This is a genomic window from Hanamia caeni (assembly GCF_003721595.1).
Taxonomy (GTDB): Bacteria; Bacteroidota; Bacteroidia; order Chitinophagales; family Chitinophagaceae; genus Ginsengibacter; species Ginsengibacter caeni.
This window is the reverse complement of the sequence record NZ_RJJR01000009.1, coordinates 1-14,843: the sequence shown is the minus strand read 5'-3', so window position 1 is coordinate 14,843 and position 14,843 is coordinate 1. Positions and strand designations below refer to the sequence as shown.

The window sequence follows — 14,843 nt, the reverse complement described above, 5'->3', positions numbered from 1 at the left end:
ATTTTAAATTTTAAAAGTATCAGGAAAATGTGTTTCACTTACTTCTTTTACTGCTGCTTTGGCACCTATATCATACAATTCAAACCTGCTGGCTGCATTGCTCATTTCTACCAATCCATCAATTTCTTTTGGGGAATATTGTTTATTCATCAATGGCGCTATCGTGGTCGCATCAAGCCATATATTATACCGGAGGTACCTGATAAGGCCTTTGTCTTTTTTTGAACTGCCGATAAAATCCGTGTCAAGTTTGCCAATTTCCTGGTCAATCTCCCAGGCCGTGGGTGAATTGGAAAGCCATTGCAGCAGCATTTGATTTTGCCAGCTCGCGTCCTGCATCAGCATATCGGGCAATTGCGAAGCCCAATTGAGGAGTGTATTCTTTTTTACATCCGCCGGAATTTTTTTCCAACGGCCCATGCCGGTACCAACCGAAACAATCATCAAATTATCTTCGCCCCATTTCCATTTAAAAGGAAAACCGTTCATCGTAGCTACCATCAAAAGCTGGAGTGAAGGGTTATTAGCCATGCTTACTCCGCCATCCACAAATGCAGCTTCTGAAAGGCCGCCCCCTACATCAATGATTTGCGGTAAAAAATAAGTAGGCGCCGCCGCGCTTGCCCTTACCGCTTTCCAAAGAAGAATATCTTTATTTCTGCCATCCACACTGTCATAATATTTTCCATCCGGGTGATTTATTAATGGCCATACGCTATTGGTATCTGCGCGCTTGGCTACGATGCAGAGCCCTGTCAGGATTCTGTCGCTTGCTAACGTGGTATCGCTTCCAAAAACGTTCTGTAATTCTTCTTCCAGCGGTTTTGAATTATAGCTTGCTCTTACCAGGTCGTCAATTTCAAAAATTTTCCACCATTTATATTTTTTGGCAAAAATCTTTTCGCCAAGGTTCATGTACATCGTCTTGATTTCATTCACCGACATCCCAATCGCAAGACAAGCAGCAATGATAGAGCCTGTGCTTGTGCCTCCAATTAAATCGAAATATTGGCCCAGGCGAAAGCTTTTTTCATCGCCATGTTGTTTACGTAAAATGTCTTCAATCCGTTGAAGATATCCCAGTGTAAGCGCACCGCGTATTCCGCCGCCATCCAGCGCCAGTATACGTTTGGGAGAAGTTTTGTTGCTTAGATGATCTGCTTTCGTCATGAATGTAAGTTTTAATTAAAGATGAAAAGAGGCTTCTGTTTGTTGCAAAAAATGAATGGTATAACGATCACAATATTTTTGAGTCTCGCGATGTTTTTTTAACAATATTTATCTGTTTACTGCTTGCTGTAACCAGATAAACGAAATTTTTGGTGATAATTCAGTGAAGGACGTGTCTTTAAGGGGATATTGTCAAGGCGAATGCAAGTAAGACTTGTAAATTATTGAAAATATATTCAATCAAAAAATATTTGTAGACAAATTTTAGTACAATGTACTATTTATAACGCGCCTGATAATTTTGCCGCGGCGGCTTTTATCTGCATCCAATCTTTTTCCACTTCTTCCGGAGGGAGCAAATCGAAACATGTGAATGTTTTTCGTGTGATGCGGTCGAGATTGCGGAATGGTTGCCCCGCCTTCCACGTAGCATTCGCAAACCGCTCCAGTATTTCTTTATCTTCCTTGCTTAACTTATCGTTCGTGATAGACTGTAATACATCAGAGGGCGCCAAACCCTTTGCCGTAGCAAGGTAACTAAGGCCACATTCCAGTGCGTAAAAGCCAGCAAGGTTGATAGCAATTTTTTCTTCTTTATAGCTTTTTTGCAAAGTAGCGGTATCTTCTCCATCTTTAAGAAATTCCGGAACCGGCTGATGAATGCTTTCATAATAAACGGCCTCGATGTGCTCTGCCATTTGCAGGGCGAATTGTTTACTCTGCAATAATTCGCTAAGCATTTGTAATTGGGCATCTGAATTTTTTTCCGCAACGGATTGCATCGCCGGTAATAGGATTTCTGCGGCGGCATTCACCTGCGCATAGTCTTTTGCTACTTCTTCTTCAGATAAAAAGACTGCTGAAATAAAATTATCTTTTTTAATTCTTGCTAATCGGCGAAAAGGCTGTCCCGCTTTCCAGGTGGCATTTGCGAAGCGATTTAACATCAAATTTTCGTTGGAATTTAATTGATGGTTTACAATTTTATTAAGCCATTCCGCGGGCGTTCCGCCATGTTGATTTCTTAAAAGGCCTATGCCGCACTCAACTGCATAAAATGCGGCAACATTGGTAGCAATTTTTTCCTCCTTTACACTTTTTGTTATGTTATTATTTTCTTCCTGCTCACTCAAAAATTCAGGCGGCGTTTGTGCCTGCGCTTTCAAATACGCCGCATCCTGACTTTCGGCTATCTGCAGTGCAAAGTCAGTATCCTGCAGCAAATTTGAAATCCGGGTTAATTCTTCATGTATCTTTTTTTCTTTTTTCATAACAGGGGATTTCTTTTCTGAACAGGAAAATATCATTAAAGCAATAGCAATGCCACACAAGAAAACTCTCATCGAAATATTTTGTGATGAATGCATAAAATTTAATACAATGCGAAATAGAAATCATTTCTTTTTGCCTTCATTGAACCGGCTCAGAATCATCTTCCCTGTTTCTCATAAAATTATAGAAATTAAGCTGTATAAATTCATCTAAACTTGCGGCGGGCGCATTTAAAATTGTCGCGTTGCCGTGCTGCTTGTGGGCGGTGGGGACACCGCCCACGGCGTGCTGCCCCGGTTGGTGTCCCCACCAACCGGCTACAAGAATTCATCTAAACTTGGGGCAGATTTTAATTTTTTGATTGAAATCAAATACAGTAAACGAAGAAATAAAACGGTTTTTTATTTTGAACTGGCAACGTTTGCATAAAAAAAAGTTACCCAATACGATTGTTTTTAGCGATTCTATGATTACACTTGCAAACAATGAACGGTGAATTGCTTCGATATATAAATTGCCTGGTATAAATAATTGTGTTGTTGATATTGGATATATTAGACGAAAATGCCTTCTGCGTCTGAATTTGAGGCGAAATGAAACAAAAGCAATTTACACTATTGAAAAGATTTACTAATTTGTAATCTTTAACTATTGCACTGCATGAATTGAAATTTCATTATTCACTCTAAATAATCACAATGCCTGAAAACCTTTCGACAAGCAATTATCCGACAACTGCTGCTAATGTAAATAAACAGGTTGGCAAATACCGGTGGACGATCTGCTCCCTGCTATTTTTTGCAACTACTATCAATTATCTCGACAGATCGGTAATTAGCCTTTTGAAAAATGACCTTGAAGTACGGTTTAACTGGTCTGAATCGGATTATTCTGATATAGTGATTGCCTTCCAGGTTTCTTATGCCGTTGGGATGTTGATTGCAGGACGATTTATCGACAAGGTGGGTACAAAATTAGGTTATGCAATTGCGCTTGCTGTTTGGAGTTTTGCTTCAATGGGGCATGCGCTCGTGAAAAGCACCGTTGGTTTTCTTATCGCGCGGTCAGCATTGGGAATCAGTGAAGCAGGCAATTTTCCGGCGGCTATCAAAACCACTGCTGAATGGTTCCCCAAAAAAGAAAGGGCTTATGCTACGGGAATTTTTAATTCAGGCGCTAATGTCGGAGCCATCCTCGCGCCGTTAACAGTGCCCTTCATTGTGGTAGAGTGGGGTTGGCAGGAAGCTTTCGTTTTTACCGGGGCATTTGGATTAATATGGCTGATATTTTGGTTTATTTATTATGAAATACCTGCCAGGCAAAAAAGATTGTCAAAGAGCGAATATGATTATATTCACAGCGATTTAGATGAATCTGAAAATCTGAAAGCAAATTCAGACGCTGCTTCTGATGTTGAAATACATAAAAGAGTTCCCTGGGTTAAATTATTAAAATACAACCAGACCTGGGCCTTCATAATAGGAAAATTTCTTACTGATCCAATCTGGTGGTTTTATCTTTTTTGGCTGCCCGCTTTCCTGTATGCACAGTATGGCCTTGAGGGTACTGATATTGCATTGCCGGTGGCAATAGTTTATACGATGTCTACTGTGGGAAGTATTTGGGGTGGCTGGTTGCCACTCAATTTCATAAAGAAAGGCTGGCCTGTTTTCCGTGCACGCAAAACATCAATGCTGATTTATGCCTTCCTGGTGCTGCCGGTAGTTTTCGCACAATACCTGGGTTCACTAAATATGTGGCTGGCGGTATTTATCATAGGAATTGCCACATCAGCGCACCAGGCGTGGTCAGCTAATATTTTCACTACTGTTTCCGATATGTTTCCGAAGAAGACAGTAGCCTCTGTAACCGGGATGGGCGGCATGGCCGGCGCAGTCGGGGGAATGCTGATTGCATTCCTGGCCGGAAAATTATTTGATTTTTATAAAGCAAAAGGCGACCTCGATGCAGGTTATTTTGTTATGTTTATCATTTGCGGTTTTGCGTACCTGATAGCATGGGTATTAATGCACTTTCTTGCGCCAAGGCTTAAGCGCATAGAATTAGAAGATTAAGGAATTCAATCATAAAATCAGAACAATATCATGAAGGACTTTTTAGACAAAGATTTTTTGCTTCAGACAGAAACTGCAAAAAAGCTATACCACATTTTTGCAGAAGGAATGCCCATCATAGATTATCATTGCCATCTTCCGGTGCAGCAGATTGCCGATGATATCAACTTTGAAAATCTTACCCAAATATGGCTGTACGGTGATCATTACAAATGGCGTGCAATGCGTACCAATGGTGTTGACGAAAGTTATTGTACGGGAGATAAAACCGATTATGAAAAATTTGAAAAATGGGCAGAAACGGTACCCTATACTTTACGCAATCCCCTATATCACTGGACGCACCTGGAATTGCAACGATATTTTGATGTTCACGAAATTTTAAATCCGGAGAGTGCGAAAAAAATCTATGACGAATGCACTGAAAAGTTACAGACAAAAGATTATTCCGTGCGGAATCTTCTGAGAAAAATGAATGTACAAGTTGTGTGCACTACCGATGATCCGACTGATAGCCTGGAATATCACCAAAAAATAAAAGATGATGGATTCGAAATCAAGGTACTTCCTGCCTTTAGGCCTGACAAGGCGATGAATGTGGATAACCCGGTTGACTTTAATAATTATGTGGCAAAACTCGAAGCAGTGAGCGGCATTCAAATTACCGGATTTCATTCTTACCTGGATGCTTTAAAGCAACGTCACGATTTCTTCGCCTCAATGGGTTGTTCGCTGTCTGATCACGGCCTGGAATACACGTACGCGGAAGATTATACCAATGAGGAAATTGAAAATATTTTTGATAAAATCCGCTCAGGAAGCTTATTATCGGAAAATGAAAACCTGAAGTTCAAATCGGCAATGCTGTATACGTTTGCCGTGTGGGATTGGGAAAAAGGGTGGGTGCAGCAATATCATGTAGGCGCTTTTAGAAATAATAATCTGCTGCAGTTGAAATTAGCAGGAACTGATACAGGCTGGGATTCCATTGGAGATTTTCGCCAGGGAAAGCCATTGACCAAATTTCTGGGGCGATTAAACGCGGAAGATAAATTGACCAAAACAATTCTGTATAACCTGAACCCGGCAGACAATGAAGTGTTTGCTACGATGGCTGGCAATTTCAATGATGGCAGCATACCCGGAAAGATGCAATTCGGATCTGCATGGTGGTTTCTTGATCAAAAGGATGGCATGACCAAACAATTAAACGCATTGTCCAACATGGGCCTGCTATCAAGATTTGTCGGCATGATTACCGATTCAAGATCGTTCCTCTCTTATCCCCGCCATGAATATTTCCGCCGCATTGTGTGCAATTTATTTGGTGAAGAAATCGAAAACGGAGAACTACCGAATGATCTTGACTGGACCGGGAAAATAGTCAGTGACATTTGTTGTAACAACGCCAGGAACTACTTTAAATGGTAAATGGCTCCTATAAACGCACCTAAACCCGCTAAACCCTCTAAACTTTGTTTAGAATAGTTTAGAATAGTTTAGGAAGTTTAGCCTCTAAACCATCTAAACCTGCTAAACTGTCTAAACTTTTATTGCGTTACTAAAAGCAGGAAGGTTTCCAAAACCTTCCTGGTTTAAAGAAGAAGAAAAAACAAGAAATGACTTTTTTATTTTCAAGATGGGTTCTTCCTGTTCCATTAGTAGTAATACTTGCTATTATAGCATTATGGTCTTTATTCAATAACAAGAAATCAAAAAAATAGCTTACCTCGAATACATAATTTGACACGTCTGTAGTTTTCTCGGGAGATTAAGACGGCATTAACCACCTAAGCCCTCTAAACTTTTGTTGTTACCAAGAAGGTTTTGGAAACCTTCTTGGTTTAAGAATATCCTACCAATAAACAAATAAACCATTTAACCCTGCCAAAAAAAAGCCGCCTCAAACAATGAAGCGGCTTCCCGGTAAGGTAAAGCAGAAAGCAATGGCTGCTATTGCACAAATGGGCTAAGCATCATATCGCCAACTACTTTTTGGCCCTTCGGGCCGATCACCACGGGCCTGATCCAGTATCTTTTGCCTGGCGTAAGGCCCTTGATGGTGCAGCGGCTGGTGGAGCAAAGCGTTTGCACCCACAAGCTATCCTCTTTCAAAGGATCCTCCGTGTAGTCGAAGCTATAACCGGTAGCGCCTTTTTGGCGATCTACCCTTACATCCAGCTCGCCGGAGTTTACACCGTTAGTAATTCCCAGGTTAGAAGGCGCCGACAGCACTACGCTTTGGCGCTTCTTTCTCAGGGGTAAGCCCGTGCTCACCAGCATTTCCACATTGCCGTAGGCAGTGTTGGTTACTGAGTTGCCCAGTTGTTCGCATAGGGCAATCAGTTCCGCACGGCGGGCGTTTTTGGCGGCAATCGCGTTGGCGTCGCGCGTAGCGGCTTTGGCAAGCTGCGTTACGTATGCGCCCACGGCTGCTGAAAACACCTCCATCGTGGGGCTGGGAGAGGGAAACGAGGCGTTATCCGTCATGGATAACTGAATCCTCGTGGTTTCTGTGGACAGTGTAATGTCCGACCATGACCTGTAAGGCCGTATCACTACACCGTCGAATAAATCTGATGCTGTTATCATAAGCATTAAGATTTAGGTTATAAAATCCCGGACCAAAAGTCGCATCCGGGGTTCAACGATCATCGTTGCAACAGGAACAAAATAATATCACTTTTTGTAATTTTGCAAGCCCCTTGCCCCGGCACATATTGCTTGGAAATATGGAAGATTAATATTATATTCTTTCGCGGAACTTTATACGTGAAAGACGCCACCAAACCGCCTTCAGGGAAAAAATAAAAAATAAAAAAATTAATAAAATAGGGCAAATCTGCGCGGAAAAAACAGTAAAATCCACATGGCTGGTGTGCGCGGTTATACTCTTTATTTGTTAAAGTTTCAAATTTATTTTTCTACACAACAGTAAACGAACAAATCCGCGCTTTTTTTAAGCCCAAAAAAGAAGGAAAGTTTTGCCATCTTTTATTAAAGGGGAGGCTCCCGTTAAGAATGTTTTGCCAACCTTTATAAAAGAGAAGGCTCCCGGAAAGAATGTTTTGGCAACCGTTATGAAAGGGAAGGCTTCCGGAAAGAATGTTTTGGCAACCGTTATGAAAGGGAAGGCTCCCGGAAAGAATGTTTTGGCAAACTTTATGAAAGGGAAGGCTCCCGGAAAGAATGTTTTGGCATCTTTTAAGAAAGGGAAGGGGCTCCGAAAGAATGTTTTGCCTTTATTATTCTTAACTAATCCGTTTGTGACGAAGACATACGTTGGTTTTCGCCGTTCCTGGCTTGAAACAAGGACTAAGATAGAGATAAGCAACTGGTTTTTATTGGAACCAGTAAACCGGCAAAAAGTGAAAAATTTCTTTTTATTCATTAATTTATTATATTAAAAATAATTTTGGTATGGATTGTCCTAATAACAATCCAAAAAGTATAATGATAAACAATTGATTTCTAAACACAATTTTTTTTTACGGATAGCGTCTTATAACATAAATTAGCGTGTAAGCTGCCATTGAAACACTGCTGAACATATTCAACATCTTTAACCGCATGAGTTTTCTTTCAAGAATTAAATTCTTAACCTTTCTCAAAGACAAACACAAATCGTATGAATTAAATTTTCCGGTAGAGAAAGTATTCAATGCGATTAACAACATTCCTCAATCAGTTGGATTATGGAGCACAAGTAACATAATGCTGAAATATTTTGACGGGAAAGATTTTACAGTTCAACTTATCCGATTAAACGCAAATGTTAACTCACCAAGATTGGCATCAAAACTTTTTGGACAAATTGAAAAACGAACAGAAGTTGAAACCATTATTCGGACAACATTGAAGTGTAGCCCCGGAACTTATATTTCATTATTTATTTGCATTTTGGCTGGACTTATTTTCTTAGGTAAACTTCTTTTTTACGGAGGCATTGAGAATTTACTTTCGGCTTAAAAGAAGTGGTTTGTTGTTATTAACTTACAATCAAATGATCTCTTAAATACCTGGTGTTTCTTTCCCCTGTCTTTATCCGAAGCTGCTACTGCCTGCATAAGCTTTTTTAGCCATTCATCATTTCCACTTTTTTGTAATCTTTTCACCAGTTCGTAAGCCATAAACCTTTTCCCATTACTAACTATTGCATTAATACTTTTCGAGGAAGCTGAAAAATCAATAGGCACATGCAGATGATTGGGCACACTGCACGGATTGTTGTGAATATAATTTAGCTTCTCTTGGAGTGTGGAGATTGGTGGAAAATCCGGTGGATTACAGATATAGTTCGGCAAAATATTACATCGGGGGAATGCAGAGCGAATACCCTATTAACAGTGAATAATTCAGCACGGCCGTGTCCTGCATATGCACAAAGCTGCGAGTAGACACGGCCTGGGATAAATACACGTACGCGGAAGAGGATCTAATAAATATATTGAGTCCGTTAGAGGATATAGAAGGATTATTAAAAAAATAAAAAGTTGGCTTTACGAAAGATATTTTTTTTTAATTTGTATTTCGCCAAAGTAGTTTAACTGATTGATAATGAAGAAAGATATTTTTTTGTGGAAAAGGTTATGAGGTATAAAAACTTTCTGCTATTTTTGAGTAAGGTGCAAGCCGTATTAGGTCTATGTTCATCAGACGGTTCACTGTATTTGTTTTTTTTTACCAACGCTTCTTTAAAGACATTTATAATTTCCACAGCAAATGAAAATTGACAAGGCTATACTGCTTGACAAAATCCTACTAAAATTTACTGGTAACGTAACTATAAAGTGGAGTGATTTGCAACAAGGCATTTGGGACGACATCGCATCATACCATGTTTGCGAAAACAACATCAACTTTTTAGTCGGACAGGGAATGCTAAGACGCAACAATGAATTGCAGACACTGTGTATGACAGATGCAGGTTTTGCTACTATGACTGACCTTGTAAATTTAGGATATGTAACAAAAGCAAAAAAAGAAAGACGAGATGACTTTATAAAATACGGGCTTGCCTGTGTGACTGTTGCGACTTTCATTATTTTATGCTTTAAGACGTTTAACCCTAACGACGATAAAAGTAATTTATCAACACCAACGACCATCCAAGACAGTGCAGATAACCAAGACAAAGTAAAACATGGTGGAACTGTAAATCTTGCGGCAGATAGTGTTTCGACAAAACAAGATACCATACCAACGAACCAGAACAAAGACTTCCTAGATACGAATACTTTAAAATAAATTTATTGACATTATTAATGACCTTATGAAACATGATAAATATATTTTGCTCCGCCGCACAAAAAAAACAAATACATCCGAGCGATAGGTTATATAATCAACTTTTAGTTCTACACTTCATGGCCAGCACCTTACAAGCGCATTGGCGATAGCATGGCTGAAGAATAAGAATCTCAGCTTTTTGTTCGTTTACTGGCTTCTGGTTCCGGCTGAAAATACTATGGTGGACTTTTGTTCATATTTTGTACTTTTAGTTCTTTTATCGGCTGACGCTTGGGCGAGACGAGCATTGAATATCCTGCCATCGCCAATGCGTATCGTTAGGCACAATAGTAAATCAACAGCACTATAATTTTAAATAATGCCAACATTCGACCTTTTTTCAAAACGACAAAAAAGACTTAGAGGAGAAGTTCCGGAGATATTCACCTTTGATGACATATCTCAACCTCTGAGGATTCAAATAGTGCATATTATTAAGGATGTAATTGGCGAAGACAGGTATTCCACCGACCATCACGCTCATGATATTTTTGAATTTTTTAAGCAGACACTTTGCAGAGAGTATGGTGTCTTTCATTTGGGGGAAAGTTATAAAGCCAGCTCACAAGCCCAGGTTTTAAATTTTTTATTGCAAACGACAGAAACAGAAAAGGCCTTAGACGTTATCGAACTTTCATTTAAATACATTGATGATGTTTTAAGAAAAAATTTTCATCAATATTCCTATCATTCTAATTCAAAAATCAATCCTGATGAGGCAATTATTGAGTTAAATGAAAGATTTAAAGAGCATGGCATTGGTTACTCATTTGATGGGGGTGAAATTATTAGAATTGATTCAACTTATATACATACACAAATAACGAAACCGGTTATTGCTCTTTTATGGAACGATAAATTTAAAGGTGCAAATGAAGAGTATTTAAAAGCTCACGAACATTATCGTCACGGTAGAAATAAGGAATGTTTAGCGGAATGTTTAAAAGCGTTTGAAAGTACAATGAAAGTTATTTGTAAAGAGAAAAATTGGCTATTTAATTCAACCGATACATCAAAAAAATTAATACAGATTTGTTTTCAAAATGGATTAGTTCCGATTTTTACACAAAATCAATTTACTTCCTTGCAGAATTTACTTGAGAGTGGGATTCCGACAATAAGAAATAAACTGGGAGGTCATGGACAAGGTCAAACACCACAAAAAGTTGATGATGAAATGACACGATACGCTCTAAATTTAGCCGGAACAAACATCATATTTTTAGTAGAACAGAGCGGACTAACATAACACTACTGTGCCTAACATTCGCATTTATGCAAGCCTGGCAGAAGTGCTAAAAGTGAGCACTGGTGCATCTTTCAGCAGCAGTTCCGGGCAGAAGGAACTTTATTGAGCGATAGGAATAACAATGAACTTTTAATTATAAATTTGGCAACGGTTCGGGCAGAAAGGAATTCTAATTCCATGCCTGCATAAATGCGTGGCCGTTGGGCGTCACCAATGAGAGCAAGGCTTAATAGCACATTTTTAATTGCGACAATTCCTTTAGTTACACTTGAAAAAATCAAATCAAATGGGCGCAATGCGAACAAACAAACCATTTAAAGTGAAGTGAGACATAGCAAACTTGCCAGAGAGTCGTAACTAATAGTTTGATAAATCCCAAATTTCGCTTTTTAAGGTATAATATGATGCTAGAGAACAAAACATATTGATTTAAAGAGCCGGAATTGGAGGAACCACACATTTAATATAGTAATTTAAAGTAATTTACTAAATTGCTATTGTATGACTGCAATAAAAAAACATTACCGAATATAAAAATTATTTACATGCTTTCAAATGAACAGTTATTCAGAATCTTCATTGAAGATGGTTTCGGCAAAGGCGATGTAACGGTTTTTGATAAATATGCAGCGCCTGATTTTGTAGAACATCAATATGGTTTTGACCCGCCGAATGTCGAAGGAGTCAAAAAGACAATTAGGAGCCTGCATCAAGCTTTCCCTGACCTTTCATTTGTGATAGAAGAATTAATTACTCGTGATGATAAGGTATGGGGCCGTATGACAGCCAGAGGTACGCATAAAGATCAATTTGGGCCTTTACCGCCGACAGGTAAAAAATTTGAAATTACTGTCATAGATATTTTACGATTCAGGGATCAAAAGCTAATTGAACACTGGGGCGTTCCCGACCGGTTGGCATTATTGGAACAACTCGGTATGAAGCCGCCCCCAAAAATAATCATGAAAATTATAAGCTTATTTCGTTCCTGAGGCGAATCACTATAGTAAAAACTGTCCACAATGATAAAATGACAAAATCAATGGACAATGTGAACATTCTAATATCAGGAGCCGGAATTGCAGGAACTACTCTTGCCTATTGGCTAAAAAGGTTCGGTTTCAATCCAACCATTGTAGAACACGCACCAAAATTGCGCGAGGGCGGGTATGCCATTGACTTTTGGGGTGCAGGATTTGATGTATCAGAGCGAATGGGAATTGTTCGCGACCTGGATAAAGCAGACCTCGGAATCATAGAGCTTTCTATTGTTGATGCAAACGGCAAACGAAAAGGTGGAATGAATTATCAAAAACTTAAGAAGATGATGAAAGGCCGTGCTTTCACTTTGCTGCGTGGCGATTTGGCAAAAATTATTTACAATCATCTTGATAAAGACATTGAAATAATTTTTGGGGATACGATTGATAAAATTGAACAACATACGGATAGAGTAACAGTAACGCTTCACAACGGAGGAACTCGCAATTTTGATTTGGTTATTGGAGCGGACGGATTACATTCAAATGTCCGTAATCTGGTATTCGGCAATGAAGCTCAGTTTGAAAAATACTATGGATATTACACTTCTTCTTTTACAATTGAAGATGATATCCATAATGGTAAAGCATTTGAGATGTATAATGTTCCGTGTAAACAAGCTGCGGTTTATTCAACCAATGGAAATAAAACGACAACTTTTTTCATTTTCACTTCATCCCAAAAATTAGTCTATCAACACAATAATATAGAAGCACAAAAGCAAATTTTGAGAAGTGAATTTCAAAATGCAGGCTGGAAATGCGCTGACTTGTTATCAAAAATAGATACTGCATCTGACTTTTATTTTGATGTGGTAAGTCAAATTCTGATGAACAATTGGTCAAAAAATCGTGTAACATTAGTAGGTGATGCCTGTGATTGCCCGTCATTATTATCGGGGCAAGGTTCTACACTTGCTATGGTTGGTGCGTATATCCTGGCGGGTGAATTAAAAGAAGCAGGCGGAAATCACAAAGTTGCATTTGCCCAATATGAAAACATTTTCAAACCCTTTATTGCTGATAAACAACGAATAGCGAAAAATTTCGCAAAGTCGTTTGTGCCTAAAAGCAATTTTGGAATATGGATGCGTAATCTCATAGTCAAACTGATGTTTCTTCCGTTTTTTTCAAAACTGTTTATTAAACAATTTTCAGATGACAAGTTGAAACTGAAAGAGTATTGAAAACTAAAACATCATCACATGCGCACAGAAAAAGGATTTAAAGTTGCTTCAGGTGAGGCAAGATTTGGCACTCACTATAAAATGAAAGGCGTTACCGTGAATACGCTTGATATCAAAATATCAGGCAAAGACACAGGAAATCATTTAGCAGTTTTTGAACAAATAGGACAAACGCCGAACGGTGGGCCACCACTACATATTCACCCTGACCAGGATGAATGGTTTTTTGTTGCAGAAGGAGAATATTTATTTCAATGTGGTGACGACAAATTTCATTTAAAAGCTGGCGACACTATTTTTCTGCCACGCAACATACCACACGCATTTGTGCAGATTACTGAAAAAGCGAGAACCATTGTTTCTTACATGCCTTCTGGAAAAATTGAAGAATTCTTTGCAGTTACAGATAAGTGGAACTCACCACCATCGAAAGAAGAAATAGCAAAAGTATTTGCCGACCATCGAATGAAGATCGTTGGCGAACCGCTGAAAGCTAACTGACGCTTACATTTCCAATGACAACTATTTATAGACAGTTTGGCGAACGCCCAACAGGTGCATTGGCAATAGCTGGGGTGACGTGCATTTCATCAGCTTTTCGTTCGCTATTGGGCTGTAGTTCCGGGCTGAAAATTCTCTGTTGAGCCATGAATCAAAATCTCAACTATTTGTTCGTTTACTGTACTTTTGTTCCGGCTGAAAATTCATTGAATGCCCAGCCATCGCCAATGCGTAACCGTTGTAGGCAAGCAGAAAATTCTAACTTTGGAAGATTATCAATTAGACAAATGGATTTGGACAGACGCTGACTTTGAAACTTTAGGTTGGCATGATAGTTTAATTTATGCGTTTAAGATTGACCAAGACCTTTTCTTTGATATAGACTACATTTTCAAGTGGGTTCAACCAAATCAAGATAATTGGTTTTCATTTTGGGTTGCTCCTTGCACCCTTGTTTTCAAGACACCGGTGAGGTTTAGCTTTAACTTAGAAAGCAACGAATTTTATAATTACATTGAGATTGCTGACTTACACAGACAAATAAACCAAAATGGCAAAACCGAATGGCGCATTGAAACACATATTGGTGATATTTTAATTGAAACGGAAAATTTCAAGCAAATTGTTCGCAGACCCCCAACACTTCAAACCGGACAGCAAATCATTTCTGAAGAACGTGGTGAAGTTTCTTTTGTAACATCTTCTGACAAAAACTTTATTGAAACCGAGCAAGTAAAACAAATCAAAGAAAAACTTTTTGTTCTTCGGCAAAAAGAGACAAATGCAAAACATCTTCAAAAAGAACTTTCTGATTTATTCGACAAACGTATCAAAGGGGAAATAGAAATAAAGGAGTACATCTTAGACAAAAGACGACTTGAACGACAAATTCAAGAGATAAAAAAAGAATTGGAACAAGACGACCTTGAACATTTTTCAGATACTAATTTTTAGAATGCCAGCCTACAACAACTAAGGCTTCGTTGGGTGCGTAGCACCAACAATGAAGCCGCATGTTGAACGAAACCGGTTAATATGGAGATGTCGTCAGGAGGATTTG

Annotated in this window: 14 protein-coding genes; 10 read left to right on the top strand and 4 right to left on the bottom strand. The window is 38.9% G+C overall.

The window, feature by feature from the left end; translation table 11 throughout:
* Positions 1-3: 3 nt before the first annotated feature.
* Positions 4-1,170: a patatin-like phospholipase family protein gene (locus EFY79_RS11690; protein WP_123120905.1), complete on the bottom strand. Its 1,167-nt coding sequence runs from the start codon at positions 1,168-1,170 to the stop codon at positions 4-6.
* 281 nt (positions 1,171-1,451) lie between these two features.
* Positions 1,452-2,441 carry a hypothetical protein gene (locus EFY79_RS11685; RefSeq protein WP_148041909.1) on the bottom strand — a complete coding sequence of 330 codons (990 nt, stop codon included), beginning with the start codon at positions 2,439-2,441 and terminating at the stop codon, positions 1,452-1,454.
* A gap of 699 nt (positions 2,442-3,140) precedes the next feature.
* Here EFY79_RS11685 and EFY79_RS11675 point away from each other — a divergent pair.
* Both EFY79_RS11675 and uxaC read left to right on the top strand, forming a co-directional pair.
* Positions 3,141-4,517 (top strand): MFS transporter, encoded by a 1,377-nt coding sequence (locus EFY79_RS11675; protein WP_123120902.1) that lies wholly within the window; start codon positions 3,141-3,143, stop codon positions 4,515-4,517.
* Positions 4,518-4,547: 30 nt separating this feature from the next.
* Positions 4,548-5,948 (top strand): glucuronate isomerase, encoded by a 1,401-nt coding sequence (gene uxaC / locus EFY79_RS11670; RefSeq protein WP_123120901.1) that lies wholly within the window; start codon positions 4,548-4,550, stop codon positions 5,946-5,948.
* A gap of 522 nt (positions 5,949-6,470) precedes the next feature.
* Here the strand turns inward: uxaC and EFY79_RS11665 are convergent.
* Positions 6,471-7,109 (bottom strand): fibronectin type III domain-containing protein, encoded by a 639-nt coding sequence (locus tag EFY79_RS11665; protein WP_148041908.1) that lies wholly within the window; start codon positions 7,107-7,109, stop codon positions 6,471-6,473.
* A gap of 392 nt (positions 7,110-7,501) precedes the next feature.
* Here EFY79_RS11665 and EFY79_RS11655 point away from each other — a divergent pair, with 392 nt between their 5' ends.
* Both EFY79_RS11655 and EFY79_RS11650 read left to right on the top strand, forming a co-directional pair.
* Positions 7,502-7,924 carry a hypothetical protein gene (locus tag EFY79_RS11655; protein WP_123120898.1) on the top strand — a complete coding sequence of 141 codons (423 nt, stop codon included), beginning with the start codon at positions 7,502-7,504 and terminating at the stop codon, positions 7,922-7,924.
* Between the two features lie 163 nt (positions 7,925-8,087).
* Entirely contained in the window at positions 8,088-8,486 is a 399-nt protein-coding gene (locus EFY79_RS11650) for a hypothetical protein (protein WP_123120897.1), read from the top strand.
* On the opposite strand, the gene EFY79_RS11645 is transcribed toward EFY79_RS11650, so the two are convergent.
* On the bottom strand, positions 8,483-8,731 hold the full coding sequence (locus EFY79_RS11645; RefSeq protein WP_123120896.1) for a hypothetical protein: 249 nt from the start codon (positions 8,729-8,731) through the stop codon (positions 8,483-8,485). The two genes, EFY79_RS11650 and EFY79_RS11645, sit on opposite strands and share 4 nt — an antisense overlap.
* A 508-nt stretch (positions 8,732-9,239) precedes the next feature.
* Between EFY79_RS11645 and EFY79_RS11640 the strand changes: the two genes are divergently transcribed.
* The 6 genes from EFY79_RS11640 (at position 9,240) to EFY79_RS11610 (ending at position 14,737) form a co-directional block, all read left to right on the top strand.
* Positions 9,240-9,764: a hypothetical protein gene (locus tag EFY79_RS11640; RefSeq protein ID WP_123120895.1), complete on the top strand. Its 525-nt coding sequence runs from the start codon at positions 9,240-9,242 to the stop codon at positions 9,762-9,764.
* Positions 9,765-10,125: 361 nt separating this feature from the next.
* A complete protein-coding gene (locus EFY79_RS11635; protein ID WP_123120894.1) occupies positions 10,126-11,055 on the top strand; it encodes an STM4504/CBY_0614 family protein in 930 nt (309 codons plus the stop codon).
* Between the two features lie 545 nt (positions 11,056-11,600).
* On the top strand, positions 11,601-12,047 hold the full coding sequence (locus tag EFY79_RS11625) for an ester cyclase (protein WP_148041907.1): 447 nt from the start codon (positions 11,601-11,603) through the stop codon (positions 12,045-12,047).
* A 38-nt stretch (positions 12,048-12,085) separates the two neighbouring features.
* On the top strand, positions 12,086-13,282 hold the full coding sequence (locus EFY79_RS11620) for an FAD-dependent monooxygenase (RefSeq protein ID WP_123120891.1): 1,197 nt from the start codon (positions 12,086-12,088) through the stop codon (positions 13,280-13,282).
* Between the two features lie 18 nt (positions 13,283-13,300).
* Positions 13,301-13,783 carry a cupin domain-containing protein gene (locus EFY79_RS11615; RefSeq protein WP_123120890.1) on the top strand — a complete coding sequence of 161 codons (483 nt, stop codon included), beginning with the start codon at positions 13,301-13,303 and terminating at the stop codon, positions 13,781-13,783.
* 210 nt (positions 13,784-13,993) lie between these two features.
* Positions 13,994-14,737, top strand: coding sequence for a hypothetical protein (locus EFY79_RS11610; protein ID WP_123120889.1), 744 nt, complete (start codon positions 13,994-13,996; stop codon positions 14,735-14,737).
* Positions 14,738-14,843 lie beyond the last annotated feature (106 nt).